Consider the following 25304-nt stretch of genomic DNA (forward strand, 5'->3'; position numbering starts at 1 on the left):
GCGCCATGCGGACTGCACGACGGCCGTTTCGAGACCTTTTTGCCACAAGAAGGACACCAACCGGCATAAGTCAGCAAGACGCATGGACGGCTGCGGGGCCCGGATGCGATTTGCCGCGCCCCGTCATCTCGGTGACAATACTGGCCCGGAGATCGCGTACGGGCGAAGCTTCGTACGCACAAGGTTCACGCGACGCACTGTCCTTTCCGGCGCGCTGCGCACCACAGGCAGAACGCCGTGATTCATTGCCACACTCTTGACGCCCCGCAGGCGAGGAGCTATTGCATGCCTTCCCGTTTTGACCTGGCCAACGCCATCCGTGCACTTTCCATGGACGCCGTTCAGAAGGCCAAGTCTGGCCACCCCGGCGCCCCCATGGGCATGGCCGACATCGCTGAAGTGCTCTGGAACGACCACCTCAAGCACAACCCGGCCAACCCGAACTGGGCCGACCGTGACCGCTTCGTGCTGTCCAACGGCCACGGCTCCATGCTGCTCTACTCCCTGCTGCACCTCACGGGCTACCAGCTGAGCCTTGAAGATCTGCAGAACTTCCGCCAACTGCATTCCAAGACCGCCGGTCACCCGGAATACGGTTATGCGCCGGGTATCGAGACCACCACCGGCCCGCTGGGCCAGGGGCTGGCCAATGCCGTGGGCATGGCGATCGCCGAGAAGACACTGGCGGCGCAGTTCAACCGTCCGGGCCACACCGTCGTCGACCACACCACCTGGTGCTTCCTGGGCGATGGCTGCCTGATGGAAGGCATCTCCCATGAGGTCGGCTCGCTGGCCGGCACCCTGGGTCTGGGCAAGCTGATCGCCCTGTATGACGACAACGGCATCTCCATCGATGGGGAAGTCGAAGGCTGGTTCACCGATGACACCGCCAAGCGCTTCGAAGCCTATGGCTGGCACGTCGTGGCCAACGTCGACGGCCACAAGCCGGAAGAGATCAACGCCGCCATCGCCCTGGCCAAGAGCCACGACGACAAGCCGAGCCTGATCATCTGCAAGACCGTCATCGGCTTCGGCTCCCCGAACAAGGAAGGCACCGAGTCCTGCCACGGCGCTCCGCTGGGCGACGACGAAGTCGCGGCGACCCGCGAGAAGCTGGGCTGGACCCACGCACCCTTCCACATCCCGGAAGACATCTATCAGAGCTGGGATGCCAGCGAGCGCGGCGCCAAGCTCGAGAGTGACTGGGATGCGCGCTTCGCCCGTTACGCCGACGCGCACCCGGAACTGGCCGCCGAGTTCACCCGTCGTCTGGAAGGCAAGCTGCCGCACGCCCTGAGCAGCGAGAAGATGATCGAGGACGCTCAGGCCGCCGGCGACAGCCCGGCATCGCGCAAGGCCTCCTTCGAGTGCCTGAACCAGCTCGGCCCGCAGCTGCCGGAACTGCTCGGCGGCAGCGCCGACCTCGCCCCGTCCAACCTGACCTTCTGGAAGGGCGCCCAGGCGATCACCCGCGAAGACTTCAGCGGCAACTACCTGCATTACGGTGTGCGTGAGTTCGGCATGGGCGCGATCATGAACGGCGCCGGTCTGCACGGCGGCTTCATCCCGTACGGCGCGACCTTCCTGATCTTCATGGAATACATGCGCAACGCCGTTCGCATGGCCGCCCTGATGGGTCAGCAGGCCGTCTACGTCTTCACCCACGACTCCATCGGTCTGGGCGAAGATGGCCCGACGCACCAGCCGATCGAGCAGCTGACCAGCCTGCGCACCACGCCGAACCTGTCCACCTGGCGTCCGGCGGATGCCGTGGAGACCGCAGCCGCCTGGGATGCGGCCATCAAGCGTCACTCTGGCCCGACCGCGCTGATCCTGTCGCGTCAGAACCTGCCGCACCAGAACCGCGACAAGGCCCAGCTGGCCAACATCAGCCGTGGCGGTTACGTGCTGAAGGACGCCGCCAACGGCCAGCCGGAAGTGATCCTGATCGCCACCGGCTCCGAAGTCGGCCTGGCGATGGATGCCGCCGCCGAGCTGGAAGCCGCCGGTCGCGCCGTGCGTGTCGTGTCCATGCCGGCCACCGACCTGTTCGATGCCCAGGACGCGGAATACCGCGAATCCGTGCTGCCGTCCTCCGTCACCGCGCGCGTGGCGATCGAAGCCGGGCATCGTGACTACTGGTTCAAGTATGTCGGCCTGAACGGCGACATCATCGGCATGGAGACCTTCGGGGAATCCGCGCCGGCTGGCGACCTGTTCAAGCACTTCGGCTTCACGGTCGAGAACGTGGTCGAACGCGCCAACACGCTGCTGGGCTGATCACCGCCTGACTCACCCCGTCGATGACGGAGTGGGATGCAGATCGACGCCGCCGCTTCCCGCTGGGAGCGGCGGCGTTTTCGTCTGTGCGACACTCGAGAAGCCCTCCACCGTCACCGGCTGTCGCCTGTAGTCGACGCGCTCCATGTCAGTCACAGCTTGATGACACGATTCATCCTGCATGAACGGTCATTCTCCGGCGATCCAGCCCTCGACAGACAGCGTGGATGGCGACTACACAACCCCTCCAGTTGGGTAGTGTGACTACGTGTTCTTAGACGAAAAAAACCAGAAATCAGGCGCTTGCGCGCCTTTCGCTCCCTCCGCCCAGCAAAGCGATGCGCTACCATGGACCCCCTGAAAAACACCCGGAACGAGACCTCATTGAGCCATCAGTCCCCTCTGCCCACCTCCGACGCCTCCCAGGAGGCCAGCATGCGCCTTCGCCAGAGGAACGCCCCCTTGCGAGTGGCCATCAATGGCTACGGACGCATCGGTCAGTGTGTGCTGAGAGCGCTGGTGGAACGTGAAGCACGTGGCGAGACGCTGCCACTGGAAGTGGTGGCGATCAACGAGCTGTCAGACCTGGACACCATCACCTATCTGACACGCTACGACACCACCCATGGCCGCTTCCCCGGCACGGTGGAGCAGCGCGACGGCCAGCTGGTCGTCAACGGCCATGCGATCAGCATCCTGTCCGAGGCCAATCCAGACTGCCTGCCCTGGCGGGCACTGGGGATTGACCTGGTCCTGGAGTGCTCCGGCAGCTTCAAGGACCGGGCCACCGCCGAGCGCCATCTGTCGGCAGGCGCGGGACGGCTGCTGTTCTCCCAGCCCGGCGATACCGACGCCGATGTCGATGCCACCATCGTGTGCGGCATCAACCAGTCGGCGCTGGCCCCCGCCGGGACAGGGCAGGACGCTGGCGGCATGCGCATCGTCTCGGCGGCGTCGTGTACGACCAATTGCCTGATCCCGATCCTCACGGTGCTGGAGCAGGCCTTCGGGCTGGAGCGTGGCGTCACCACCACGGTGCATTCGGCGATGAACGACCAGCCGGTGATCGACGCCTACCACCAGACGGACCTGCGCCTGACGCGCTCCGCGATGAGTTCGATCGTGCCGGTGGATACGGGGCTGGCCAAGGGCATCAACCGCCTGATGCCGCATCTGGAAGGACGCTTCGAGTGTCTGCACCTGCGGGTGCCGACCATCAACGTGTCCTGCATGGACATGTCCATCGAGGTGAAGCGCGACGTGAGCGCGGACGAGGTCAATGACCTGCTGCGCGAGGCCTGCGCACGACGCCTGCAGGGCCTGATGGGGTTGAGCGAGGAGCCGACGGCGTCCATCGACTTCAACCACGATCCGCGCTCGGGTATCGTGGATGCGACCCAGACCCGTGTTGCCGGCGGCCGGCTGATCAAGATGCTGTGCTGGTTCGACAACGAATGGGGCTTTGCCAATCGCATGCTGGACGTCGCCACCCATTGGCACGCCTGCGAGATGACAACGCCTCTGGCGACGGGAGCTCTCTCCACCGATTCACGACCAAGGAACCCGTCATGAACGTGCAAACGATGACCGCCCTCGACCTGTCAGGCAAACGCGTGCTGATCCGCGAAGATCTCAACGTGCCGGTTCGCAATGGTCAGGTGACCAGCGACGCGCGTATCCGCGCCAGCCTGCCGACCATCACGGCGGCCCGCGATGCGGGAGCGCGCGTCATGCTGATGAGCCACCTGGGCCGTCCCACCGAAGGGCAGCCGGAAGAGCAGTTCTCTCTGGCACCGGTCGCGGCACACCTGGGCGAGCTGCTGGGCAGCCCGGTGCGTCTGATCACCGACTATCTCGACACGGCACCGGACGTCGCCGAGGGCGAGGTCGTGCTGCTGGAAAACGTGCGCTTCAATGCCGGCGAGAAGAAGGACGATGAAGCGCTGTCTCGCGCCTACGCCGCCCTGTGCGACATCTACGTGATGGACGCCTTCGGCACTGCGCACCGCGCCCAGGCCTCCACCCATGGCGTGGCACGCTTCGCCCCGGACGCCTGCGCCGGCCCGTTGCTGGCTGCCGAGCTGGAAGCCCTCGAGAAGGCACTCGCCGCGCCGCGCGCGCCGATGGTCGCCATCGTCGGCGGCTCCAAGGTCTCCACCAAGCTGGACGTGCTCAAGGCGCTGTCCGACAAGTGCCATCAGCTGATCGTCGGTGGCGGCATCGCCAACACCTTCATCGCCGCCGCCGGTTACAACGTCGGCAAGTCGCTCTACGAGGCTGACCTGCTGGAGACCGCTCGCGCGCTGATGGACAAGGTCGAGATCCCGCTGCCCACCGACGTCGTCGTGGCCACCGAGTTCTCCGACAAGGCCGAGGCCATCGTGCGTGACGTTGCCGACGTGCGTGATGACGAGATGATTCTGGATATCGGCCCGGACACCGCCTCCCGCTTCGGGGCGCTGCTCAAGGATGCCGGCACCATTCTGTGGAACGGCCCGGTGGGCGTGTTCGAGATCGACCAGTTCGCCAACGGTACCGAGAAGCTGGCCATGGCCATCGCCGAGAGCGACGCCTTCTCCATCGCTGGCGGCGGGGACACCCTGGCGGCCATCGACAAATACGCTGTCGAGTCCCGCGTGTCCTACATTTCTACCGGTGGCGGTGCCTTCCTCGAGTACGTGGAAGGCAAGACGCTACCGGCCGTGGCGGCATTGGAAGCCGCTGCAAGCTGACCCGGGCTGCGCTCGAATGGCGCAGCGACAAGGTCCTCATCGACTGTCCCGGTACCCTGAGCCAGCCACATGCCCGGGGTACCCGGTAACTGGGTCACGGTAACAGGGCCATCCTCTGCCTGCGGCACAGGGTGGCCAGACGCTACTCCCTTTTCCATTCCCCAAGAAGACAGGTGATGTCATGGCATTGATCAGCATGCGCCAGATGTTGGACCACGCAGCCGAGTACGGATACGGCATTCCCGCGTTCAACGTCAACAACCTCGAGCAGATGCGCGCCATCATGGAAGCCGCCGACCACACCGACTCTCCGGTGATCGTCCAGGCCTCTGCAGGCGCTCGCAAATACGCCGGCGCGCCGTTCCTTCGCCACCTGATTCTGGCCGCGATCGAGGAATTCCCGCATATCCCGGTGGTCATGCACCAGGATCACGGCACCTCGCCAGCCGTCTGCCAGCGCTCCATCCAGCTGGGCTTCAGCTCGGTGATGATGGACGGTTCGCTGGGGGAAGATGGCAAGACCCCGACAAGCTACGAATACAACGTCGATGTGACCCGTCGCACCGTCGAGATGGCGCATGCCTGTGGCGTGTCCGTCGAAGGCGAACTGGGTTGCCTCGGCTCGCTGGAAACCGGCATGGCCGGTGAAGAAGATGGCATCGGTGCGGAAGGCAAGCTGGACCACGACCAGATGCTGACCGACCCGGAAGAGGCCGCCGACTTCGTCAAGAAGACCCACGTCGATGCCCTGGCCATCGCCATCGGCACCTCCCACGGCGCCTACAAGTTCACCAAGCCGCCGACGGGCGACACCCTGTCCATCCAGCGCATCAAGGAAATCCACGCCCGCATCCCCGAGACTCACCTGGTGATGCACGGCTCTTCCTCCGTGCCGCAGGACTGGCTGGAAATCATCAACGAATACGGTGGCAAGATTCCGGAAACCTACGGGGTTCCGGTCGACGAGATCGTCGAAGGCATCAAGCACGGCGTGCGCAAGATCAACGTCGATACCGACCTGCGCCTCGCCTCCACCGGCTCCATCCGTCGTTTCATGGCCCAGAACCCGTCTGAATTCGACCCGCGCAAGTACCTCAAGGAATCCGTGAAGGCGATGCGCGACATCTGCATCGCTCGCTACGAAGCCTTCGGTGCTGCCGGCCACGGCAGCAAGATCGACCCGATCAACCTCGAAGCGATGTTCGAGCGTTACCACCGTGGCGAGCTGGACCCGAAGATCAACTGATCTGACGGCCATGCGCACGACGGCATGAACGAAAGGCGGCCCGCAGGGGCCGCCTTTTTTTGACGCATCAGGGTGCCGCTGCCGACGCGCACGGGTATCCTTTCCTCAGACACCGCCGACAACGCATCATTTTTCTGGTACCGCAGGAGACATCATGGCCTCGCTCAAGGATCAACTTTCCGGGCTTGTCTATTCCACTGAACACGGCGCCACCTGCCCCGAATGCCGCCGCGCCGAAGCCGACTGCGAGTGCGCGGACCTCGCCGAGCGCGAACGGCTCGACAGCCTCGATGGCGTGGTGCGTATCCGCCGCGAGACCAGCGGCCGCAAGGGCAAGGGCGTGACCACCGTGAGCGGGATTCCGCTGGCGGAGAAGGAACTCAAGGCGCTTGCCAAGACTCTCAAGCAGCGGTGTGGCACCGGCGGCAGCCTCAAGGACGGTATCGTGGAGATCCAGGGCGATCACCGCGAGACGCTCAAGACCGAGCTGACGCGACGCGGCTATACCGTCAAGCTGGCCGGCGGCTGAACCTGCACGCCCCGGCATCCGTCTCATCAGACATCTCGGTTGGCGGCGTATCGCCGACCGCACAAGGGACCTCCATGCTGAAACTCTCCATGCCTCATCCTTCCCGCTCTCTGGCCATCGGCGCACTGCTGCTCGGCACGCTGGGGCTGGCGGGCTGCATGACCGGCCCTGACTTCGCTCAGCTGGAGGCACGCGTGGTGCCACAGCAGGCCTTCCAGGCACCGGGTGATGCGCTGCTGGAGGTCCGCCTGGTGGATATCTCCAGAGCCGATACACCGGCCAACCTGATCGCCAGCACCCGCTTCGGCGGTCTGCGCCAGGGGCCTTTCCCGGTCAGCCTGCAATATGATCGCAATGCCATCGAGGATGGCCATCGCTATGCACTGCAGGCCGACGTGCGCAGTGACGGCAAGCTGTACTGGATCAATGACAGCGTGGTGCCAGTACTGGACACTACCCACAACGCAGCGCAGGGTGAGGTCGAGGTGCCGATCGTGCCGCTGCCACGTGCGCTGGGCCACTGAATACGCTCCCCTCTCCTGTAGATAGGACATCCCGATGGATTGGCTGGAATACCTGTTACCTGTCTTCTTTCTCACCCCGCTGGGCGCCATCGCGCTGGTGGTGCTGGGCATGCGCGGCCTGCATGAGCGCCGCATCCAGTCACCCCTGACCCGCCGCCAGCTGCGCGAGCCGGGCCAGAGCCTGCGAGACCGCCTCGATGACGCCTTCCAGTCATTGTTTCTCGATGGCGCACTGGGACCGCTCATCACACTGAGCCCGCTGATCTATGGCATGGGACGCATGGTGTTCGGCGAAGAACAGAACTGGCTGGAGTGGGCGGGCTATGGACTGGCCTGCGCGCTGTTCGTGCTGATCTTCGCGCTGCGCCTCACCCGCCACTTCCAGCGCATCCGCAAGTTGAAGCTGGGGCTGGCCTGCGAGCTGTCCATCGGCCAGGAGCTGGATCAGCTCATTCGCCCGGAGCAGTTGAGCAGCGTGGTCTATCATGACGTCCCCGCCGACGGCTTCCATATCGACCATCTGGTACTCACGCCGCTCGGTGCCTATGCCATCCGCACCAAGGCGCGCTCGCGTCCGCTGGATGCTCTGGGAGCGATCAAGAACGAGGTCAAGCTGGAGGATGGGCGTCTGCACTTCCCCGGCGGGCGCGAGCGCAAGCCGCTGCGCGAGACACGCGTCGCGCGTGACTGGACTGCCGCCTGGCTCAAGCGCGAGTGTGGTGTCGAGGTACCGGTACACGGCATTCTGGCGCTGCCGGGCTGGCAGATCATCCGGCGTGGTGAACAGCGCAAGGGAGACCCGGACGTCGTCAATGGCGAAGGGCTGGCCGAGTGGCTCAGCACCCATTGCATGACCCCGGAGGATGGCTGCCCGGCGCTGGATGAGGCACTCAAGCAGCGCATCAACGAGGCGATTCTGCTGCGGGTACAGGCCGAACGCATGGCAACGCCCTAGGCCAGCGACTGGCGGTCTCCCATCCGCCCGTCACAAGGACTTGCCAAGCGGGCCGGCGCGACGTTAAATACGCGCCGGTCCAGCCCTGGCTCCTTGATCGCGCCATCGCAATGATGGCGCTTCTGGCGACATATCCCCCATGAAACTCATCACCTTCGACGCATTTCGCACCCTCGGTATCGCCGGCGTTCGCTACATCAAGCCGGAACGCATGCTGGATCACCTCGACGAGATCCGCGCCGCCGACATCCTGCTGTTTCCCGAATACTGGCAGATCACCACCCTGGTCTACGGCCTGGGAAAACGCATCTTCCCGAGCCTGCCCAGCTACGCCATCGGCCACGACAAGGTCGAGCAGACGCGCGTCTTTCAGGCCATCTGCCCGGGCAATGTGCCGCCCACCGAGATTCGGGGTGCCAGCCGTCAGGCAATCGACGACATCGAGGCACGCTTCGGCTATCCGCTGATCGTCAAGGAAGTGAAGAGCTCCATGGGGGCCGGGGTGAAGCTGATCCAGTCACGTGGCGAGCTGGAAGCCCACGCAGCCGAGCACCCGGTGCTGTATGCCCAGCCGCGGCTGGATATCGATCGTGACCTGCGCATCGTGGTGGTCGGTGGCGAAGTCATCACTGCCTACTGGCGCGTCACGCCGCTGGGCGGCTATCGCTCCAATGTCAGTCAGGGCGGCGAGACGGCCTATGACAACATCCCGGCGCCCGCCATCGAGCTGGCGCTGCAGCTGGCCGAGGCGCTGAGTGTCGACCACGCCGGTTTCGATATCGCGATGGTCGATGGCCATCCGATGGTCTTCGAGTTCAATCGTCTGTTCGGCAACCAGGGCATTCAGGACAGTTCACGGCGTATCGGTGCCGCCATCAGTCGCTATCTGGCCCTCGACAATGACGACAAGGACCCGACGCCGCCGGTGCTGATACCGCGCCGCTCCCGCAGCGAGACACTGCAGGAAACCGCCTGAGTCATCGCCCCTGAGACTCACCAGCCCATCCAGACGACAGAAAGCCGCCCCGAGGGGCGGCTTTCTGTCGTCGGCGGCCTGATCCTTCAGGCCGGCCGGATCACAGTCGGGATGGACGGCTGTGCGGGTCGCCTTCGACATGATCCTTGGGCGTGTCCTGCTGCGGCTTGCCCGCCGCAGGCACGTCCTCGTCCGGAATCTCCCAGGTGCCCTCTTCCGTCCAGGGGTCGTCTTCCGGGAATTCCTCGATATTGATCTCCTTGACCGTGTAATCCGGCTGATAGCGCAGGTCATAGTGCGCGGCGCGCACGATGGAGATGCACAGCAGCAACGCCACCGCCAGCAACGGCACGCCACCGATGATCGAGGCCGTCTGCAGGGTTTCCAGCCCGCCGACGAACATCAGCACGATCGGCATGAACGACAGCGCGAAGGCCCAGAAGAGACGGTTCCAGCGCATCGGCTCCTCATCCACTTCCTTCTGGACCACGGCCGCCAGGATGTAGGAGATGGAGTCGAAGGTGGTGGCCGTGAAGATCAGTGCCAGCAGCGTGAAGGCAAAGATCACCACATAGTCCAGCGGCAGGGTATGCAGCATGGCGAAGATGGCAGCGGTCGGACTCTGCTCGTTGAGTATGGTCACCACGTCCAGCTCACCTGACAGCTGCAGGTACAGGCCGTAGTTGCCCATCACCATGAAGAACAGGAAGCAGCCCATGGTGCCGAAGAACATCGAGCCCGCCACCATCGCGCGAATGGTGCGACCCCGCGAGATGCGCGCGATGAACAGCCCCACGCTGGGCGCGAACACCAGCCACCAGGCCCAGTAGAAGATGGTCCAGTCCTGCGGGAAGTGGGTGTTCTCGAAGCCCTTGAACTCGGCGAACGGCTCAAGCCAGGTCGCCATGTGGATCAGATTGCTCATCACGCGCCCCAGCGCGTCCAGACCGGTATTGGCCATGAACAGGGTCGGACCTGCGATGAAGATGAACAGCAGCAACCCGACCGCCAGCCAGAAGTTGATATCCGACAGCAGCTTGATGCCCTTCTTGAGCCCCACGTAGGCGCTGTAGCCGAACAGCGCGGTACACACCAGCAGCACGACGACCTGGGTCATCAGCGACTTGGGTACGCCGAACAGCTCATGCACCCCCTCGTTGATCATCGGAGCTGCCAGACCGAGCGTGGTCGCCCCGCCACCCAGCATGCCGAAGACGAAGCTGATGTCGACCAGCTTGCCCAGCCAGCCACGCGCCAGCTTTTCGCCGAGCACCGGCATCAGCGCCTCGGAAATCTTCAGGACACTGTGGTGACGCACGTAGTAGAAGTAGGCGATCGGCACGGCGGGAATCAGATAGATCGCCCATGCCAGCGGCCCCCAGTGGAAGATACCGTAGGCGGCGGCCCATTCCGCGGCCTCCGGTGTCTGACCTTCCACGTGGAACGGCGGCGACTGGTAGTAGTAGACCCACTCGATCATCGACCAGTAGAGGATGGAGGCCCCGATACCGGCGCAGAACAGCATGGCCGCCCACGACACGATCGAGAACTCGGGCTTCTCTTCGGCGTCGCCCAGCTTGATCTGCCCGATATCACTGAAGATGATGTAGATCATGAAGCCACCGGCTCCGACACCCAGCATCAGGTAGAGCACACCCAGCTTGCTGGTGACGAAATTCTTGGCCGCCGATACCCACATCGCACCCTGCTCGGGGAAGATGACCAATGGCAACGTCACTGCCAGCAGCAGAAAGATCGAGCCGAAGAAGGTCGGCTTGTCGATCATGTCGAAGGCCTTCTCTGGCTTGTTCTCCGCGTTGGCAGCGGTTCCTCCGGGGGTTTTCTTGCTCATAAATAAGCCTCATTTATCGTTATTGCCCTGCATGATAATAGCTTATCATGAATGAAAAGTGACCTGCGCGTTCACACTTCGTACAAAGCTAGTACAACAACTCGATAGGCTACGTAAAGAAAATTTACCGCTTGTCAGCGCAAGGACGTCACGCGAGACAGCAGCCGGCCAGGATGACGTCAACGGAGACATCGAGGAAAAGAGGGACGGAGGGAAAGCGGGAAAGGAGTTGCCGGAACAGATGGGCCGCGTGACCGGCAGGAGGCCGGCAAGGCAACGCGGAAATGACACGGCAGACCACGACTGCCCGGCACGGCTTGCCGGACAGTCGTCATGCTCGAGCGGATGGCTCAGTCGCCGCGCAGGCGGCCACCCATCTCCTGAGCGAGGTCCACGGCGAAGTGATCGGTCATGCCGCCGATGAAATCGAGCATGCGCCGGTAACTGCGGTAGAGATCCCAGTCACGCGTCGGGGTGTTCTCGCCGATCAGCGCCAGCACGCGCTGATGCTTGAAGCTGGAGCGCCCCGTGGTGTGCAGCTCATGGGCAGCCCCGATGAAGGCTTCGAGCAGGATGCCCAGCGTGGTGTAGGCGCCGATTTCCAGCTTGGCCTTGCGCTCGTTGCGAAAGATCTTCTGGCGCGCCAGATTCTTGGCTTCCCGCACGCCCCAGCCGAGATCGGGATGACACAGATCCAGCAGGTCCTCACTGAGGGTGCCCGCCAGCAATTCCGCCTCATGCTGCACGAAGGCCTGGGCCACGTCATTGACCGCCCGCTCCATCGCCGCGCCCCTGAGGGCCGCCACCTTGCGCCGCTGTGACGTGCCACGCGCGACCATGTCGTCATACTCCCGCGGCGCGCCACCACTGATGCCGGTCAGAATCTCGTAGACCTCCTCGAACTGCAGTATGCCCATCTCGAGACCATCCTCGAGATCGAGCAGCGCATAGCAGATGTCATCGGCAGCCTCGACCAGCCACGCCAACGGGTGGCGACACCAGCGGCCATCGTCACGCGCCAGCAGCCCGCAGCGCTCGGCCACCTGATCCAGCAGTTCACGCTCACTCTGGTAGCAACCGAACTTGCCGCCTGCCGTGGCGTGCTTCACCGTCCAGGGATACTTGAGCAGGGTGCCCAACGTCGCCGCCGTCAGGCGCATGCCGCCATGAAACTGGTTGTATTCGATCTGGGTGACGATACGAAAGCCCTGGGCGTTGCCTTCATAGGTGAGCAGGTCTTCGCGCTCGGCCTCGCTCAAGCCTGACAGACGCCCGTGGTCACTGGCGGCCTCTGCGGCAAACCAGTCACGGATGGCATATTCTCCGGCATGCCCGAAGGGTGGGTTGCCGATGTCATGTCCCAGACAGCCGGTCTGGACGATGACGCCGAGGTCGGCGGGCGTGACCCACTCGGGCAGATGGTCCTTCAACTTCTCGCCGACCATCATGCCCAGCGAACGCCCGACGCAGCCGACCTCCAGGGAGTGGGTCAGACGCGTGTGGATGTGGTCGTTGTCGGTCAGCGGATGCACCTGGGTCTTGCGACCCAGCCGTCGGAAGGAGCCCGCGAACACGATCCGGTCGTGATCCTTGTGGAAGGGCGTACGGCCCATCTCACGCGATACGGTGCCCGGTGCGTCATGCAGGCGACTCGGCTCCAGCAGTCGTTCCCAGTTCATTGATGACATCAGGCAACTCCTTGGCAGGCGCCCGAGAAACGACGCCGGCGAGCAGACAACGGTGAATGACGGGCAGAAAAAAAGAGAACAGGGATTGTGGCACCCTGTTCTCTTTCTCTCCAGACCGCTGGGCGGTTCTCCTGTCCGCCCAGACGGTTTCTCTACCCGCTCAGGTGGTTCATCACCCGCTCAGTCTGAGAAGGGTGCTCGACACTGCCTGGCGCCGGGGCGGCTCAATCCTCGGCCAGTGCCGGCAACAGCACCTTGAGCTTGCGCGTCAGCGTGTTGCGTCCCCAGCCCAGCAACTCGGCGGCTTCGCCCTTGCGACCGCCGGTATGCTTGAGCGCCGTCTCGATCAGGATGCGCTCGAAGTCGGGCACCGCCTCTTCCAGCAGATGGGTGTGGCCGGCGGCGAGCGCGCGGTCCGCCCACTCACGGAAGGCACCACGCCAGTCCCCGGACGCGGCCTCGGTGCCACTGACGTCACGCAGTTCCGGCGGCAGATCCTCGACCATCACCTCGCGGCCCGAGGCCATCACCGTCAGCCAGCGACAGGTGTTCTCCAGCTGGCGCACGTTGCCCGGCCAGTCGAAGCGCGTGAGGTGCTTCTCGGCCGCCTCGGTGAGCACCTTGGGGTCCGTGGCCAGCTCGCGTGCGGCTTCAGCGAGGAAGTGCTGCATCAGGCGCGGGATGTCCTCACGGCGCTCTGACAGCCGCGGCAGGTGGACGCGAATCACGTTGAGGCGGTGGAAGAGATCCTCGCGGAAACGACCATCCTCCACCAACGCCTCCAGGTGCTGGTGGGTCGCGGCGATGATACGCACATCCACCTTGACCGGCGTGATGCCCCCCACGCGGTAGAACTCGCCATCCGCCAGCACCCGCAACAGGCGTGTCTGGGTTTCCGCCGGCATATCGCCGATCTCGTCCAGGAACAGGGTGCCACCATCGGCCTGCTCGAAGCGTCCGCGACGCAGAGCGGTGGCACCGGTGAAGGCGCCCTTCTCGTGGCCGAAGAGCTCTGACTCCATCAGGTCCTTGGGGATCGCCGCCATGTTCAACGCGATGAACGGCTTGGCCTTGCGGGGCGAATGCTGATGCAGCGCCTGGGCGACACGCTCCTTGCCGGTCCCGGATTCGCCGTTGATCAGTACGGTGATGTGCGACTGGGACAGGCGGCCGATGGCTCGAAAGACCTCCTGCATCGCTGGCGCTTCCCCGATGATCTCCTTGGTCAATCCTTCCGGCACCACCGCGGGGGCCTTGGATTCCCGCGCGTGCGCCACGGCACGCCGCACCAGCGCCAGCGCCTCATCGACATCGAAGGGCTTGGGCAGATACTCGAAGGCACCGCCCTGATAGGAGGCCACGGCACTGTCGAGGTCGGAATGGGCCGTCATCACGATCACCGGCAGGTCCGGATAGCGCTCGCGGACTCGTGCCATCAGATCGAGGCCATCGATACCGGGCATGCGGATGTCGGTGATCAGCACATCCGGGCACTGGCGCATGATGCTGGCTTCTGCCTGATCCGGGCGCTCGAAGCTTTCCACCTCGAGGTCAGGCTGGGCCAGAGCGCGCTCCAGTACCCAGCGGATGGCGCGGTCATCATCGACGATACAGACGCGTGCAGTCTCGCTCATGAGGGATCTCCAGAAGTGCCGGCAAGCGGGATTAATAGTCGGAATTCGGTATGGCCGGGGCGCGAGTCACACTCGATCAACCCCTGATGCTGGTGCAGGATGCCCTGGGCGATGGAAAGCCCGAGCCCTGAGCCTTCGGCGCGCCCCGAGACCATCGGGTAGAACAGCGTCTCGCGCAGCGCCTCGGGAATGCCCGGGCCGTTGTCACTGATCGCCAGCTCGCAGACCAGACGATGGCGCTCATGACCCAGCGTGAACTGCCGCCGGGCCCGCGTGCGCAGGGTGATCTCCCACGGCGCCTCATTGCCATCGGCTGATTCGGGCTGCGGCTGCTCGTTGAGGGCCTGGGTCGCGTTGCGCGCGATGTTGAGCACCGCCTGGATCAACTGGCCTTCATCGCCGATGACTTCAGGAAGGCTCGGGTCATAGTCGGCCGTCAGCTTGATGTGATGCCCTTCCGCCGCCAGCAGGGAGCGCACCCGCTCGGTCACCGAGTGGATATTGACCGGCGACTGCAGCGGTGGCCGATTCGGCCCCAGCATGCGATCGACCAGATCGCGCAGGCGATCCACCTCCTCGATGATGATGCGCGTGAACTCCACCATCTGCGGCTCCGGCAGATCGCGCTCCAGCAACTGGGCCGCGCCCCGGATACCGCCAAGCGGGTTCTTCACTTCATGCGCCAGCCCGCGTGTCAGCACCTTGACGGCTTCCTGCCGAGCGATCAGCGCCTCCTCGCGGGAGATCTGCATCAGACGATCACGCGGCTCGATTTCCACCAGCAGCTCATTGGCGCTGACCGGGGTCGCGGTGAAGTCCACCGTCAGCGGCTCGTTGGCCGCATTGACGATCTCGGCCTCACGCTGGGTATAGGGATGCTGTTCTTCCAGCGCCTTGCGCAGCACCTTGATGGGCTCTTCATCCAGCCCGGTCAGATGTTCAGGGGAGCTGCCCTTGACGCGCACCAGGCTGACCGCCAATAGCGTCTCAGCCGCCGGGTTCAGCCATACCACGCGCAGCTGTGCATCCAGCACCACCACGGCAGTATTCAGGTGTTCGAGCAGTCGTTGATGCATGCCTTTATCCGCCATTCGCAGTACGTCTCCCTGTTCTGCAATAACCGCGCCAGTCTGGTGCAAATGCCGCGTGCATGGCACCCGCGCCGATGCACCTCTTTCGGGCGTCGATTTGAAGCACCATTATGGTGCACCAAAGGATCGCACTGCCAACCCGATGCAGCAGACCTGCTCATCAGCGGGCGTGCTGCTGCATCGCGGGCGATACCGTTGCCAGACCTGGCGACAAAAAAGGCCACCCGAAGGTGGCCTGATGACCTGGCGCGCGAGTCACGTGTCGTTCGCAAGCCAGGAGGGCTGTCATCCCCGTCTCTCAGCCACCCCCGGCATTGGCCGGGTTGTTGGGATTGCGCGGGAGATTGACGCTGGCGCGTTGCACGTAGACCACTCGGGGCTCGGTGGTCTGGCGCACTCGTCCGGAGGCATCCAGCAGCTCCGCCTGGATGACGTGCTTGCCACGCTCGAGCCCCGGCACCATGAAGACACTGCTGTTCATGGCCGATTGCGACGGCGCGCCATCCACGGTCACGCGTACCTTGTGCTCGGGACGCAGCTGCGGCTCGATGGCAAGGCGCACCGCCAGGTTGCCGGCCTGCCCCGTGGGCAGCGTCTCTTCATTGCTCGGGCTCTGGATGAAGAAGCGGGTATAGCCACGGAAGCTGACATCCACGGCAGGCGCGGAGGGTCGGCTACGGGAAGCGGTCTCGGACGGGGAAGATGACACGCCACGCGAAGCAGGCGCGCGCGAGGGAGCAGCCTCGGTGGAAGGCACCACACTCAGCGGCGTCAGCTTGACCTTGCTGCCGCCCGCCGGCTGATCACTGAACACCACGTTGCCGTTGGCATCCACGTGCCGGTAGACCTGAGCCGCCTCGAGGTCCGCCGAGACGCTGCTCAGGGCCAGCACCGCTGACAGGCAGAGACCGAGCGTCGTCATGCCCGGCAGGCGAGCCATCCGCCGCATTCCCTTGACCGGCAAGGACCTGCTGTCACCCACTGAACCGATGCCACGCGAAGAAGAAGTGAAGGGCCACATCCGGGAATTCCTGAAGAAGTCATGGGAAGCCAGAAGCGCGCATCCGCTCCTGCCAGTCGTGTCACTCACTCGGACGCTACCAGCGTGCCAGAAGTGACATATCCTGCTGCCAAGTTACAAAGCTTCCCGCGTTGATACCAGCCCTGCTTGTTGCGACGCGACTTTCCGCGACGGGTCACGGGTCCTGGACAGCCGGGAGTCAGCTCTTGGAGCACATGTCTCAGAAACGAGAACAGGGCCATACCTGTCGGTATGACCCTGTGTGTCTCGCCTCACGCATGCCCCGCGCTCAGACTGCTCCGGGCGGGGCCGTGAGCGACATGCGCCGTCGGTAGATCAGACGCTGTAGTACATGTCGAATTCGAGCGGGTGAGTCGCCATGCGCAGGCGCTGGATGTCTTCGCCCTTCAGCTCGAGGTAGGCATCGATCATGTCGTCGGTGAAGACGCCACCCTGGGTCAGGAACTCACGATCGCCGTCCAGCGCGGTCAGTGCCTGTTCGAGGCTCTCGGCCACGGTCGGGATGGACTTGGCTTCTTCGGCCGGCAGGTCGTAGAGGTTCTTGTCCATGGCATCGCCCGGGTGGATCTTGTTCTTGATGCCGTCGATACCGGCCATCAGCATCGCGGAGAACGCCAGGTACGGGTTGGCCGTCGGATCCGGGAAGCGAGCCTCGACACGCTTGCCTTTCGGGCTGGCGGTGTACGGGATACGGATGGAAGCGGAACGGTTGCGGGCAGAGTAGGCCAGCATGACCGGGGCTTCGAAGCCCGGCACCAGACGCTTGTAGGAGTTGGTGGACGCATTGGTGAAGGCGTTCAGCGCACGAGCGTGCTTGATGATGCCGCCAATGTAGTAGAGGGCCATTTCGGACAGACCCGCGTACTCGTCACCGGCGAACTGGTTGTCGCCATCCTTCCAGAAGGACTGGTGAACGTGCATGCCGGAACCGTTGTCACCGACCAGCGGCTTGGGCATGAAGGTCGCGGACTTGCCGTAAGCGTGCGCCACGTTGTGGATCACGTACTTGAGTTCCTGAACCTCATCGGCCTTCTTGACCAGGGTGTTGAACTTGACACCGATCTCGTTCTGGCCGGCGTTCGCCACTTCGTGGTGGTGAACTTCGACTTCCTGACCGATGGCTTCCAGGGTGTTGCACATGGCAGCACGGATATCGTGGAAGCTATCGATCGGCGGGACCGGGAAGTAGCCGCCCTTCAGACGCGGACGGTGACCCAGGTTGCCGCCTTCCGGCGTGGAATCGGTCGCCCATGCACCTTCTTCGGAAGAGATCTTGAACATCGCGCCGTTCATCTCGTTCTTCCAGTGCACTTCATCGAAGATGAAGAATTCCGGCTCCGGACCGAAGAAGGCAGTATCGCCCAGACCGGTGGACTTCAGATATTCCTCGGCACGCTTGGCGACGGAACGCGGGTCGCGCTCATAGCCCTGCATGGTGGCCGGCTCGATGACGTCACAGCGCAGCACCAGAGTGGTGTCTTCGGTGAACGGGTCAAGGAAGGCAGTGCCGTCGTCCGGCATCAGGATCATGTCGGACTCGTTGATGCCCTTCCAACCTTCGATAGAAGAACCATCGAACATCTGACCATTCTCGAAGAATTCTTCGTCAACCGTGCGCGCCGGGATGGAGACGTGCTGCTCCTTGCCCTTGGTGTCGGTGAAGCGCAGATCAACCCACTTGACTTCGTGTTCTTCAATCAGGGCAAGTGTCTTCTCAGCCATGGTAATTCTCCGATGGAGCCGGCGGCTCGGTTGCAGTTGGTGTCAGCGTTGTCTGTTCAGGTCTTTCGTTGTCTGTCTTTTTTCTCATGGTCAGCCAATGGATGCCAGCCATGAAGAGGATGACCTGATAATGCATCGAGCGTGCCAGAATGAAGCGCACCAGAACATCAACAACAATAACTGACTGAAAACAATGAAGAAATACATGCACCCAAAGATGACATGCTGGATTTTGCAGCGAGAAACATGACCCCACAAGGTGCAGAAAAGAGGATTGCGCAGGCACGAATTATCATATTGGTGCATCAAAAAATGCCCTGGCACCAATATGGTGCACGGCGAGCCATCAGGCCGATCTGACCGGTCGCATCAGCCTCACGCTGGCCGCGTCAATTCGAGAGAACTCGCTGTCGATGACGGTCTTTTTCGCTCGTGATCGTCATGGCAGCCCCTGGCCACAAGTTTTTTTTCATCTGTCACAAGCGCGCGGAAAAGACTTGAGAGACAATCATTTGGGCACTTCAGGCCAATCCATGGCCCTCACTGACCCGCCTCGTGAATGCACGATGCTGGCAGGAGGCATGCCATGCCCCCTATAATGCGCCCCAAATCACAAGCGCCCGGTACGCGAGCGCCCATTTTCCGCACAGGTTCCCGTCGTGATCGAGAAACTTCGCAACATAGCCATCATCGCCCACGTTGACCACGGTAAAACTACCCTGGTCGACAAGCTCCTGAGTCAGTCTGGCACCCTGGACCGCAAGGCCGAGGGTCAGGAACGCATCATGGATTCCAACGACCAGGAAAAAGAGCGCGGCATCACCATTCTCGCGAAGAACACCGCGATCCAGTGGAACGATTACCACATCAACATCGTGGATACCCCTGGGCACGCTGACTTCGGTGGCGAAGTCGAGCGCGTGATGTCCATGGTCGATTCCGTGCTGCTGCTGGTCGATGCTGTCGATGGCCCGATGCCGCAGACTCGCTTCGTGACCCAGAAGGCTTTCGCCCAGGGTCTGAAGCCGATCGTCGTCGTCAACAAGATCGACCGTCCGGGCTCTCGTCCTGACTGGGTCGTCGACCAGATCTTCGATCTGTTCGACAACCTGGGCGCGACCGACGAGCAGCTCGACTTCCCGATCATCTACTGCTCTGCCCTCAACGGCATTGCCGGCATGGATCCGGAAGACCTGCAAGACACCATGGACCCGATGTTCCAGTCCATCGTCGACATCGTCGAGCCGCCGAAGGTCGAGCTGGACGGTCCGTTCCAGATGCAGATCTCCGCACTGGACTACAACAGCTACGTCGGCGTCATCGGTCTGGGCCGCATCAAGCGCGGTTCCGTCAGCCCGGGTCAGCAGGTTTCCATCGTCACCAAGGAAGGCGCTGTCCGCAAGGGCAAGATCGGCCAGGTCATGACCCACATGGGTCTGGACCGCGTGCAGACCGACAAGGCGACCGCCGGCGACATCGTCTGCATCACCGGTATCGAGAACCTCGCGATCTCCGACACCATCTGCGACACCGCGACCGTCGAAGCGCTGCCGCCGCTGACCGTCGATGAGCCGACCGTCTCCATGACCTTCCAGGTCAATGACTCTCCGTTCGCCGGTCAGGACGGCAAGTTCGTCACCAGCCGCAACATCCGTGAGCGTCTGGATCAGGAACTGATCCACAACGTCGCCCTGCGCGTCGAACAGGGTGAGACGCCGGAGAAATTCGTCGTTTCCGGCCGTGGTGAGCTGCACCTCTCCGTACTGATCGAATCCATGCGTCGTGAAGGCTTCGAGCTGGCCGTGGGCCGCCCGGAAGTCATCATCAAGGAAATCGACGGCAAGAAGCAGGAGCCGTACGAAGAAGTCATCATCGACTGTGAAGAGCAGCACCAGGGCTCCATCATGGAAGAGCTGGGCTACCGCAAGGGTGAGCTGACCAACATGAACCCGGATGGCAAGGGTCGTGTGCGTCTGGACTTCATCATCCCGTCACGTGGTCTGATCGGCTTCCGTGGCCAGTTCCTGACCCTGACCTCCGGTACCGGCATCCTGACCAGCCGCTTCGATCACTACGGTGACCTGAAGGAAGGCGCAGGCGTCGAGCGTCGCAACGGTGTCATGATCTCCATGGTGCCGGGCAAGGCACTGTCCTACGCCCTGTACACTCTGCAGGAGCGCGGCAAGCTGATCATCGGTCACGGTACCGAAGTCTATGAAGGCATGCTGGTGGGTATCCACAACCGTGCCAACGACCTGGTCGTCAACCCGACCAAGGCCAAGAAGCTGGATAACATGCGCTCCACCGGCAACGACGAGAACATCGTGCTGACGCCGCCGATCCGCTTCACTCTGGAACAGGCGATCGAGTTCCTGGATTCCGATGAGCTGGTGGAAGTCACTCCGCTGCACATCCGTATCCGCAAGAAGTACCTGAAAGAGAACGAGCGCAAGCGCGCCAGCAAGTAAGACGCTGCCCGTGCAGCCCTCCACCCCAAGTGGAGGGCAAGCCTGAAACGCAAAAGACCCGCCTCCCGGCGGGTCTTTTGCGTTTCAGGCGTTAACAACGCCACTTCCCTAATACTCGAGCATGTCATTGCAGATAGTGCGTCGCCATTAGGGCCGGCAGTTTCCCCCCTCAAACGTCCGTTCCTTGGCCTAACGCGTTCTAACCTCTTAAATGTGAGTCATATCAAGCTTCTGTTGTTGCGCATATCGCAGTGCTGCTCTCTTCCACCCGGCGATAGTGGTTTTCGGATGCGCCAACTTGTTGCCCGTAATGGCCAGAAGCCGCAATAGAAAACTGGAACCTGTTTATATGGCAACAGATTATTTCAATGCGTCACTTCCATGCGACGCAATGATGTCGCGCCTTTCGCGGACACTGGGGTCAACGCATCCGAACAGGTATCTTCTGCCGGAGCTTTTTTCATGCCTACCCAGCATTTAAGAAGTCCTCAGCCATCACAGGAAGCCCGGAACCGGGTCATCTTCCCGATCATCAATGACGCCTGCCACGCGTTGCCATTGCTAGGGCCCTCTCCAGCAATCTCGCATTTCGGCGCCATAGAAGACCCGTATGAAAGGATTCATCAATGAGCATCAAGGAACGCCTGGAAACCCTGCCCTGGGACACGCTGGCACGCTACCGTCTGATCGAGATCATCGCCCTGTGGGAAGGCCGCGTCACGTCACGTCATCTGGGCAACGCCTTCGGGATAGCACGCCAGCAGGCGTCACGCGTCATGAAGACCTATCGCGAGACCGTCGCCGAACACAATCTTGAATATGATCCCGTGATCAAGGGCTACCGCCCCTCCGCCAATTTTCACCCGATGCTGACGCGGGGTGAGGTGGATGAATATCTGCAGCTGCTCGGCAATCATGACAATCTGAATCCCCACTTCACCGGACTCGGACTCGGTCAGGCCAACACCGAGGCGCTCCGCTTGCCGTCCCGCAGCGCCAGCCCGCCCGTGGTCCGGACATTGATTGAAGCGGCCAGCCAGGGAGCACGCCTGGAGGTCACCTACGCCTCTTTGAACTCCCCTCAGGGGGAAGAACGTATCCTGTGTCCACATACGCTGGTCTATGCCGCAGGTCGCTGGCATGTGCGGGCCTTCTGTGAGAAGAACCGGGCTTTTCGCGACTTCGTGCTGTCTCGATTCCGCGATGTCCCTGAGCTGTTCGGCGAGGCACTTGAAGGCAGTCAACGTGAATTCGATGACGGCTGGGAAACCCGGGTCACCCTGCGCCTGGGGGCAGACCCTCGCCTGACGCCAGATGAGCGTGGCCTGATCGAACAGGACCACGGCATGGTCGACGGCGAGCTTCACCTGCCAACTCGCGGCGCCCTCGTCCAGTATGTGCTGCGTGAGCTGGGCATCAATCCGGATTATCTGGATGAGTCGCCCCGTGCGCAGCAATTGGTGGTGTTGAATCATGCCGAGATCAGCGACTGGTTGTTCGTCAGCTCCAGCGCCTGAAACGATGGCTTGCAGGACTATCCAGCGCTGAGTGAAGTTTATATGATGACTTCTGCACACAGTCCTTCGCCTACCCGGCGGAGGGCTGTTTTTTTGGTAACTCGCCAGGCCTTGTCAGCAAGGCGCGGATACCACACCTGACAGGAGGTCACATGGCCACACTTCCCTCGATCATCATCAATCGTCTGGATGCCGAACGCCTCGAGCGCCTGATTGATCGCGTCTCGGCTGCCGACCGCCAGGTGGCGGAACAGCTTGAGGACGAACTGGAGCGCGGCGATATCGTCGAGCCTCACGAGGTGCCCGCCGATATCGTCAGCATGAACAGCCGCGTGGAGTTCACGGATCTGACCCGCCAGCAGACCCTGATACGCACGCTGGTCTATCCGCACGCCCTGTCAGACCAGCAGGATGGCCTGTCAGTACTGGCGCCTCTGGGAGCCGCTCTGCTGGGGCTGCGGGTCGGTAGCCTCATCGAGTGGCAGCTGCCGGATGGCAGCCTGCACGAGGTACGCATCGAGGCGCTCCACTACCAGCCGGAAAGCGCGGGCGATCTGCACCGCTGACAGCGCCTAGCGCATCAGCAGGCGGCGGATCAGACCATGGATGGCGCGTGCTGCCGGCCCGTCGGCATAGGGCGGATACATCAGCTTCGCGCCATTCATGCGCCCCTTGGCAAAGACGCCCTTGGCCTTGCTCAGCGTCTGGAATCCTTCCCGCCCGTGGTAATGCCCCATGCCGGATGGCCCGATGCCGCCGAACGGCATGTCATCCTGCGCCACATGCAGCAAGGTGTCGTTCAGACACATTCCACCTGCATGCGTGCCCTCGGTGACCCGCTGCTGTTCGTGCCTGTCGTGGCCGAAGTAGTAAAGCGCCAGCGGGCGTGGGCGCGCATTCACGTAGGCCATCGCAGCGGACAGCTCATCCACCGCCGCGTCCGGCAGCGCGACAATCGGCAGCAGCGGCCCGAAGATCTCCTCCTGCATCACCCGCATCTCATCCGTCACCTCAAGCAGTGCCAGCGGCGGCATCAGACGCTTCTCGACCAGCGCCGGGTCATCCCAGTCAGGGCTGTCGAGCAGTGGCCTGAGCGTCGCACCCTTGGCCAGTGCATCCTCGAGCACTTCCCTCACGCGCTGGTATTGACGCTGATTGATGATGCGCGAGTAATCCTGCGTCTCGGCGAAGCGCGGATAGAAGCGCTGGAAGCACTCCCCCAACGCCTGAACCAGCGACTCGATCTGATCTTCCGCACACAGCACGTAATCCGGAGCGACACAGGTCTGGCCGGCATTCATGCCCTTGCCGAAGGCAAGACGTGAGGCCGCCTCGCGGCGCTGCGCGTTGTCCGCCATCAATTGGCGCGACATGATCACCGGCGACTTGCCGCCCAGCTCCAGCGTGACGGGGGTCAGATTCTCCGCCGCGGCGCGCATCACATGCCGGCCCACCGCCGTGCTGCCGGTGAACAGCAGGTGGTCGAAGGGCAGTGCCGAGAAGGCCGCCGCGACCTCGGCCTCGCCGGTCACCACCGCGACCTGCACTTCCTCGAAGGCATCCGCGAGCATGCCGCGCAGCGCCTCGGCGGTTTCCGGCGTGAATTCGCTCATCTTGATCATCACCCGATTGCCGGCGCTCAGCGCGCTGATCAAGGGGCCGATCGCCAGATACAGCGGATAGTTCCACGGCACGATGATGCCGACCACACCAAGTGGCTGGTAGACGACACTTGCACTGGCTGGCTGGAAGGCGGCGCTGACGTGGCGCTTCGAGGGCTTCATCCAGCCCTTCAGGTGACGGCGTGCATGGCGAATGCCCTCGTAGCTCGGTACCAGTTCCGCCAGGCGTGTCTCGTGAGCACTGCGATGACCGAAATCTCGGCTGATGGCCGCGACCAAGGCCTCCTCGTGCGCCTTGAGGGCATCACGCAGCGCTGCCAGCCAGCCACGCCGCTCCTCGGCACTCGGCATCGGCGCGTGGGCGAAGGCTGCTCGCTGAGCGTCCAGCAACTCACGCATGCGAGCCATCTCGGCCTCTCCCTCGTGGTCTGATGAGGCAGTCGCAGCGTCGGAGGTGGCAGGCAGGTCGTCAACAGCACGGGGGTCTTCAGGGGAAGCAGGCGTCATGAGCGTATCCGGTGGGAGCTGTCGAGAATGACAGACGTCGTCGTGGCTCACTCCGTTTTAGAACACTCGTTTGATGGCGTCAAAGAAAGTCTGCACGACAATCCACGCAAGCCAGAATGCAAGAAGCCCCCGCACCGTGAGGTGCGAGGGCTTCTCGGATGTCATCTTGCCGATCGGCCGATGACGGAATTCGTTGGCGCGCCCAGCAGGATTTGAACCTGCGACCCCTGCCTTCGGAGGGCAGTACTCTATCCAGCTGAGCTATGGGCGCGCATGCCATGGTTGCGGAGAACCAAGGCGCGCTTATGGTAACGTCTTGATTCTACGTTGTCGAGATATCACGCCCGTCACACGGTTGCCGCCCCCTCGGCCAGCGCTATACTGGCTCGATACACAGCCTTCAAAAGGTGCACCTCATGCAAGCTCGCCAGCCATCCGCGTCATTCCTCACGCGCTCTTCCCTGCCGGTTTCCCTGAGCGCGATGCTGTTCAGCGTGCTTGTCAGTTCACAGGCGCTCGCCGCGGACAATTCGCATGACGCCATCGCCGAGCGCCTCAAGCCGGTGGGTGAGCTATGCCTGAAAGGTGAGAGTTGCGCAGGTGACATGGCCGGAGCGGGCCAACAGCCGTCTGCGGCGGCGGAGACTGACTCCGCCCGTGCTGCCAGCGCGATCGACGGCGAGAAGGTCTACGGCGGTATCTGCATGGCCTGCCATACCACGGGCGCGGCAGGCGCACCGCGTCTGGGTGAGGCCGGCGACTGGGAAGCGCGTCTCGCCAAGGGCGACGAGACGCTCTACACCCATGCCATCGAAGGTTTCAATGCGATGCCGGCCAAGGGCGGCAACCCGGCGCTGTCCGATGAGGAAGTGAAGGCCGCCGTGGACTATCTGCTCGACTCCGTGCGCTGACCCTCGAG

The 25304-nt window shown here is 63.0% G+C and carries 20 protein-coding genes and 1 tRNA gene; 12 read left to right on the forward strand and 9 right to left on the reverse strand.

What is annotated here, in order from left to right:
- Positions 1-285: 285 nt before the first annotated feature.
- The 8 genes from tkt (at position 286) to HXS66_RS09900 (ending at position 9242) form a co-directional block, all read left to right on the forward strand.
- Positions 286-2280 carry a transketolase gene (gene tkt, locus HXS66_RS09865; protein WP_176503469.1) on the forward strand — a complete coding sequence of 665 codons (1995 nt, stop codon included), beginning with the start codon at positions 286-288 and terminating at the stop codon, positions 2278-2280.
- 435 nt (positions 2281-2715) lie between these two features.
- Positions 2716-3852 carry a type I glyceraldehyde-3-phosphate dehydrogenase gene (locus HXS66_RS09870; protein WP_176503470.1) on the forward strand — a complete coding sequence of 379 codons (1137 nt, stop codon included), beginning with the start codon at positions 2716-2718 and terminating at the stop codon, positions 3850-3852.
- Entirely contained in the window at positions 3849-5012 is a 1164-nt protein-coding gene (locus tag HXS66_RS09875; RefSeq protein ID WP_084207733.1) for a phosphoglycerate kinase, read from the forward strand. The genes HXS66_RS09870 and HXS66_RS09875 overlap by 4 nt, the downstream gene beginning before the upstream one ends.
- Before the next feature lie 181 nt (positions 5013-5193).
- Complete coding sequence (gene fba / locus HXS66_RS09880) at positions 5194-6258, forward strand: class II fructose-bisphosphate aldolase (RefSeq protein ID WP_077379931.1); 1065 nt, start codon at positions 5194-5196, stop codon at positions 6256-6258.
- 154 nt (positions 6259-6412) lie between these two features.
- Positions 6413-6787 (forward strand): translation initiation factor Sui1, encoded by a 375-nt coding sequence (locus HXS66_RS09885; RefSeq protein ID WP_084207732.1) that lies wholly within the window; start codon positions 6413-6415, stop codon positions 6785-6787.
- Positions 6788-6861: 74 nt separating this feature from the next.
- Entirely contained in the window at positions 6862-7311 is a 450-nt protein-coding gene (locus HXS66_RS09890; RefSeq protein ID WP_176503471.1) for a YbaY family lipoprotein, read from the forward strand.
- Between the two features lie 34 nt (positions 7312-7345).
- A complete protein-coding gene (locus HXS66_RS09895; protein WP_176503472.1) occupies positions 7346-8266 on the forward strand; it encodes a nuclease-related domain-containing protein in 921 nt (306 codons plus the stop codon).
- Positions 8267-8405: 139 nt separating this feature from the next.
- Complete coding sequence (locus HXS66_RS09900; protein ID WP_176503473.1) at positions 8406-9242, forward strand: RimK family alpha-L-glutamate ligase; 837 nt, start codon at positions 8406-8408, stop codon at positions 9240-9242.
- Positions 9243-9342: 100 nt separating this feature from the next.
- Here the strand turns inward: HXS66_RS09900 and HXS66_RS09905 are convergent, their stop codons facing one another.
- The 7 genes from HXS66_RS09905 to HXS66_RS09935 form a co-directional block, all read right to left on the reverse strand.
- Positions 9343-11094: a BCCT family transporter gene (locus HXS66_RS09905; protein WP_077379921.1), complete on the reverse strand. Its 1752-nt coding sequence runs from the start codon at positions 11092-11094 to the stop codon at positions 9343-9345.
- Between the two features lie 350 nt (positions 11095-11444).
- Positions 11445-12782, reverse strand: a complete 1338-nt coding sequence (locus tag HXS66_RS09910) for a deoxyguanosinetriphosphate triphosphohydrolase (RefSeq protein ID WP_084207729.1) — start codon at positions 12780-12782, stop codon at positions 11445-11447.
- Positions 12783-13006: 224 nt separating this feature from the next.
- Positions 13007-14416 (reverse strand): nitrogen regulation protein NR(I), encoded by a 1410-nt coding sequence (ntrC, locus tag HXS66_RS09915; protein ID WP_077379917.1) that lies wholly within the window; start codon positions 14414-14416, stop codon positions 13007-13009.
- The gene (gene glnL / locus HXS66_RS09920) at positions 14413-15492 is read right to left on the reverse strand and encodes a nitrogen regulation protein NR(II) (RefSeq protein ID WP_077380022.1); all 1080 of its coding nucleotides are present in this window, start codon (positions 15490-15492) and stop codon (positions 14413-14415) included. The genes ntrC and glnL overlap by 4 nt, the downstream gene beginning before the upstream one ends.
- Before the next feature lie 313 nt (positions 15493-15805).
- The gene (locus HXS66_RS09925) at positions 15806-16447 is read right to left on the reverse strand and encodes a DUF4124 domain-containing protein (protein WP_255303201.1); all 642 of its coding nucleotides are present in this window, start codon (positions 16445-16447) and stop codon (positions 15806-15808) included.
- 417 nt (positions 16448-16864) lie between these two features.
- On the reverse strand, positions 16865-18271 hold the full coding sequence (gene glnA / locus HXS66_RS09930) for a glutamate--ammonia ligase (RefSeq protein ID WP_065392424.1): 1407 nt from the start codon (positions 18269-18271) through the stop codon (positions 16865-16867).
- Positions 18264-18557, reverse strand: coding sequence for a hypothetical protein (locus HXS66_RS09935; RefSeq protein ID WP_176503474.1), 294 nt, complete (start codon positions 18555-18557; stop codon positions 18264-18266). The genes glnA and HXS66_RS09935 overlap by 8 nt, the downstream gene beginning before the upstream one ends.
- A 373-nt stretch (positions 18558-18930) precedes the next feature.
- Between HXS66_RS09935 and typA the strand changes: the two genes are divergently transcribed.
- The 3 genes from typA to rnk all read left to right on the forward strand — a co-directional run bounded on the left by typA (position 18931) and on the right by rnk (position 22822).
- Positions 18931-20739, forward strand: a complete 1809-nt coding sequence (gene typA / locus HXS66_RS09940) for a translational GTPase TypA (RefSeq protein WP_077379915.1) — start codon at positions 18931-18933, stop codon at positions 20737-20739.
- A 626-nt stretch (positions 20740-21365) separates the two neighbouring features.
- On the forward strand, positions 21366-22256 hold the full coding sequence (locus HXS66_RS09945) for a WYL domain-containing protein (RefSeq protein ID WP_077379913.1): 891 nt from the start codon (positions 21366-21368) through the stop codon (positions 22254-22256).
- Between the two features lie 152 nt (positions 22257-22408).
- Positions 22409-22822 (forward strand): nucleoside diphosphate kinase regulator, encoded by a 414-nt coding sequence (gene rnk / locus HXS66_RS09950; RefSeq protein WP_077379911.1) that lies wholly within the window; start codon positions 22409-22411, stop codon positions 22820-22822.
- A 6-nt stretch (positions 22823-22828) separates the two neighbouring features.
- Here the strand turns inward: rnk and HXS66_RS09955 are convergent, their stop codons facing one another.
- Both HXS66_RS09955 and HXS66_RS09960 read right to left on the reverse strand, forming a co-directional pair.
- Positions 22829-24286, reverse strand: coding sequence for a coniferyl aldehyde dehydrogenase (locus tag HXS66_RS09955; protein WP_176503475.1), 1458 nt, complete (start codon positions 24284-24286; stop codon positions 22829-22831).
- A 293-nt stretch (positions 24287-24579) separates the two neighbouring features.
- Positions 24580-24656 (reverse strand) — tRNA-Arg (locus tag HXS66_RS09960).
- Between the two features lie 145 nt (positions 24657-24801).
- Here HXS66_RS09960 and HXS66_RS09965 point away from each other — a divergent pair.
- Positions 24802-25296, forward strand: coding sequence for a cytochrome c5 family protein (locus HXS66_RS09965; protein ID WP_077379909.1), 495 nt, complete (start codon positions 24802-24804; stop codon positions 25294-25296).
- The last annotated feature ends 8 nt before the right edge of the window (positions 25297-25304 follow it).

Source organism: Cobetia sp. 5-11-6-3, assembly GCF_013374055.1.
Lineage (GTDB): Bacteria > Pseudomonadota > Gammaproteobacteria > Pseudomonadales > Halomonadaceae > Cobetia > Cobetia marina.